3 protein-coding genes are annotated in these 3,502 nt (G+C 70.1%); 2 read left to right on the top strand and 1 reads right to left on the bottom strand.

Features of this window, described 5'->3' with window-relative positions; translation table 11 throughout:
- Positions 1-186: hypothetical protein (locus tag CVO76_RS07405; protein WP_208741514.1), on the bottom strand; the 186-nt coding region annotated here is incomplete at its 3' end.
- Between the two features lie 239 nt (positions 187-425).
- On the opposite strand from CVO76_RS07405, the gene argS reads away from it, so the two are divergent.
- Both argS and lysA read left to right on the top strand, forming a co-directional pair.
- Positions 426-2,066 (top strand): arginine--tRNA ligase, encoded by a 1,641-nt coding sequence (gene argS / locus CVO76_RS07400; protein ID WP_208741513.1) that lies wholly within the window; start codon positions 426-428, stop codon positions 2,064-2,066.
- A 2-nt stretch (positions 2,067-2,068) separates the two neighbouring features.
- Positions 2,069-3,502: diaminopimelate decarboxylase (gene lysA, locus CVO76_RS07395; protein WP_208741512.1), on the top strand; the 1,434-nt coding region annotated here is incomplete at its 3' end.

The following is a 3,502-nucleotide window of genomic DNA, read 5'->3' as shown; positions in this document are numbered from 1 at the left end:
CGCGGACGTCGCAGGAGCAGCGGCGGGTGCCTCGTCGGCAGGTGATCCGGCCTCGGCGCCGGCGCAGCCCGTCACGCCGAGGATCGAGACGGCGGCGAGAGCGGTCAGCACCCGTTGGTGGATGGAGAACTCCGAGCGTCCCCGTGTTCCGGTCGGGGATGTCTCCGTCAGGCCTGTACTGGTCATGTGGTTGCTCCTGGTGATCGCCGGGCGGAACGCCCGCGCCGAAGAATTGGTTTAAACCGAAAGTAACGCGTCCGTACCGTTCAACGTCCTATTGCGGGATTCGTTTCTGCGCGCGCCGGAGACGGGCCTCGCAGGCCTGCTCGGGCCCGTGCCCCCTGCGGAGGCGGCGCATCCAGGAGCCGACATGGGCCGCGTCACGAAAATCAGGGTGCCGGGGACGGCGCCGCTATGCTTGACGGGTGACTCCCGAAGAACTCTCTGCCGCTATATCCGCATGCCTGAAGGCCGCCGTCGAGGCGGGTGACCTCAGCGTCGACCTCCCCTCCGAGGTGCGGGTGGAGCGACCGAAGAACCGGGAGCACGGCGACTGGGCGACCAACATCGCCCTCCAGCTCGGCAAGAAGGCGGGCATGAACCCGCGGGCCTTCGCCCAGCTCCTGAGCGACCGCCTCGCCGCGATTGATGGCGTGAAGAGCGTCGACATCGCCGGTCCGGGCTTCCTCAACATCACGCTCGACGCCGGGGCCGCGGGCGAGCTGGCCCGCACGATCGTCGAGGCCGGCCCCGCCTACGGCACCAACGAGGCACTCGCGGGCCACACCATCAACATGGAGTTCGTATCGGCCAACCCGACGGGTCCGCTGCACCTCGCCCACACGCGGTGGGCCGCCCTCGGTGATTCCATCGCGCGCGTACTCCGGGCCAGCGGTGCACAGGTGACCACGGAGTACTACATCAACGACGCCGGCACCCAGATGAACAACTTCGCAGCCTCCGTGCTTGCGACCATCAAGGGCCGACCGACGCCGGAGGGCGGTTACCCCGGCCAGTACATCGCCGATCTCGGCCGCTCCGTCCTCGCCGACCGCCCCGAGGTCGCGGACCTGGACGACGACACCGCGCTCCCGATCGTGCGCGCCCTCGCCTACGAGGCACAGATGGCCGACATCAAGGAGACGCTGGCGGACTTCGGAGTGCACTTCGACGTGTTCTTCTCCGAGTCCGCACTGCACGACGGCGGCGCCGTGGAGCAGGCTGTCGACCGCCTGCGCGGGCAGGGCCACGTGTTCGACGAGGACGGCGCCGTCTGGCTCCGCACGACCGACTTCGGCGATGACAAGGACCGCGTCCTCATCAGGGCCAACGGCGAGCCCACGTACTTCGCCTCCGACGCTGCGTACTACCTCTCCAAGAAGGACCGGGGCTTCCCCGAGAAGATCTACCTCCTCGGAGCGGACCACCACGGCTACATCGGTCGCCTCAAGGCCATCGCGGCCTGCGCCGGCGACGACATGGAGGAGAACATCCAGGTCCTCATCGGCCAGATGGTGTCCGTGAACGGCGCCCGGCTCTCCAAGCGCGCCGGCAACATCATCGAGCTGCGGGACCTGCTCGACTGGCTCGGCAAGGACGCGTTGCGCTACTCCCTCGGACGGTCGCCGGCCGACTCGGCCATGTCCATCGATCCCGAGCTGCTGCGGAAGAACACCAACGAGAACCCCGTGTTCTACGTGCAGTACGCCCACGCCCGGACGCACGCCGTCGCGCGCAATGCGGTGTCCGCGGGAGTGGATACCAGCACCTTCGACGCCGCGTCGCTCGCCCACCCCACGGAGGGCGAGCTGCTGGCGGCGCTCGGACAGTTCCCCGGCGTCGTCGCGCAGTCCGCGACCTTCCGCGAGCCGCACCGCGTGGCCCGGCACCTCGAGGTCATCGCGGGGACGTACCACCGCTGGTACGACGCGTGCCGGGTCGCCCCGCTCGGCGACGCCGCCGTCGAGGACGTGCACCGCTCGCGCCTGTGGCTGAACAACGCGACACAGCAGGTCCTGGCCAACGGCCTGGACCTCCTCGGCGTGTCCGCGCCGGAGAGGATGTAGCCGTGGCTGCCGAAGCATCCCCGCTCGCACCGGACTGGCTGTCCGTCCCCGCCGACCAGGCCCGGCTCGATGCCAAGCTGTGGGCCGAGGACGTGGACCGCGGGACGGACGGCGTGCTGCAGGTCGACGGGATCCCCGTGACCGAGCTCGCCCGGCAGTACGGCACGCCCCTCTTCGTGATGTCCGAGCGCGACTTCCGGACCCGTGCCGCCACGTTCCGCGACGCGTTCGATGACGCCTTCCGCGACCTGTGCGGGGGAGTGGACGTGTTCTACGCCGGCAAGTCCTTCCTCTGCAGCGAGGTGGCGCACTGGGTCCGCGAGGAGGGCCTCGGACTCGACACCTGCTCGGGCGGGGAGCTCGCCGTGGCCCTGCGCGCCGGGATGCCGGGACACCGGCTCGGGCTGCACGGGAACAACAAGTCGGCCGCCGAGATCACCCGCGCCATCGATGCCGACCTCGGCCGGATCGTCGTCGACAGCCTGCAGGAGGTCACCCTGGTCGGCGACCTCGCCGTGCAGCGCGGCCGCAGGGCGAACGTCATGATCCGCCTGACGCCCGGAATCCACGCGCACACGCACGAGTTCATCGCCACGGCCCACGAGGACCAGAAGTTCGGCCTGTCGCTCACCACCGAGCAGGGCCCGGGACAGGACGACGGGCAGGACGACGTGCAGGACGACGGCGCGTCGTCGCCCGCTGCCCGCGCGGTCGCCGACGCCCTCGCCCACCCGGGCATCAACCTCCTCGGCGTGCACTGCCACATCGGGTCGCAGATCTTCGAGCCCGAGGGCTTCGAACTCGCGGCGCAGCGGCTGCTCGGTTTCCTCGCCGGAGTGCGTGGCCGGCACGGCGTCGAACTGCCCGAGCTCGATCTCGGCGGCGGCTACGGCATCGCCTACACCGAGGCGGACGAACCTCGGCCGGCAGCGGAGATCGCCCGTGCGATGGCCGCCGTCGTCGGATCCACCTGCCGTGAGCTGGGGCTGCGGGTACCGCGGATCTCGATCGAGCCGGGCCGCGCGATCGTGGGTCCCACCACCTTCACCCTCTACACCGCCGGCACCACGAAGACCGTGCGCGTGGACGCGGCCGCGAACGGATCCGAGGTCGTCCAGGACACGAGCGTTACGCACCCGCGCCGCTATGTGTCGGTGGACGGCGGCATGAGCGACAACGCCCGTCCGGTGCTCTACGGTGCGGATTACTCGGCCGTGCTGGCCTCCAGGACGTCCGCAGCCGATCCCCTGCTCTCCCGCGTGGTTGGGAAACACTGCGAGAGTGGTGACATTGTGGTGCGGGACGTCTACCTCCCGGAGGACACCGGAGCCGGCGACCTCCTCGCCGTCCCGGGCACCGGAGCCTACTGCTGGGTGTTGTCGAGCAACTACAACTACCTTCCGCGCCCGCCCGTCGTGGCGGTGGCCGACGGGGCA

This window comes from Arthrobacter agilis, from assembly GCF_002953615.1.
Lineage (GTDB): Bacteria > Actinomycetota > Actinomycetes > Actinomycetales > Micrococcaceae > Arthrobacter_D > Arthrobacter_D agilis_B.
Note: the sequence above shows the minus strand (reverse complement) of the source record. Positions and strands in the feature narration are given on the sequence as shown.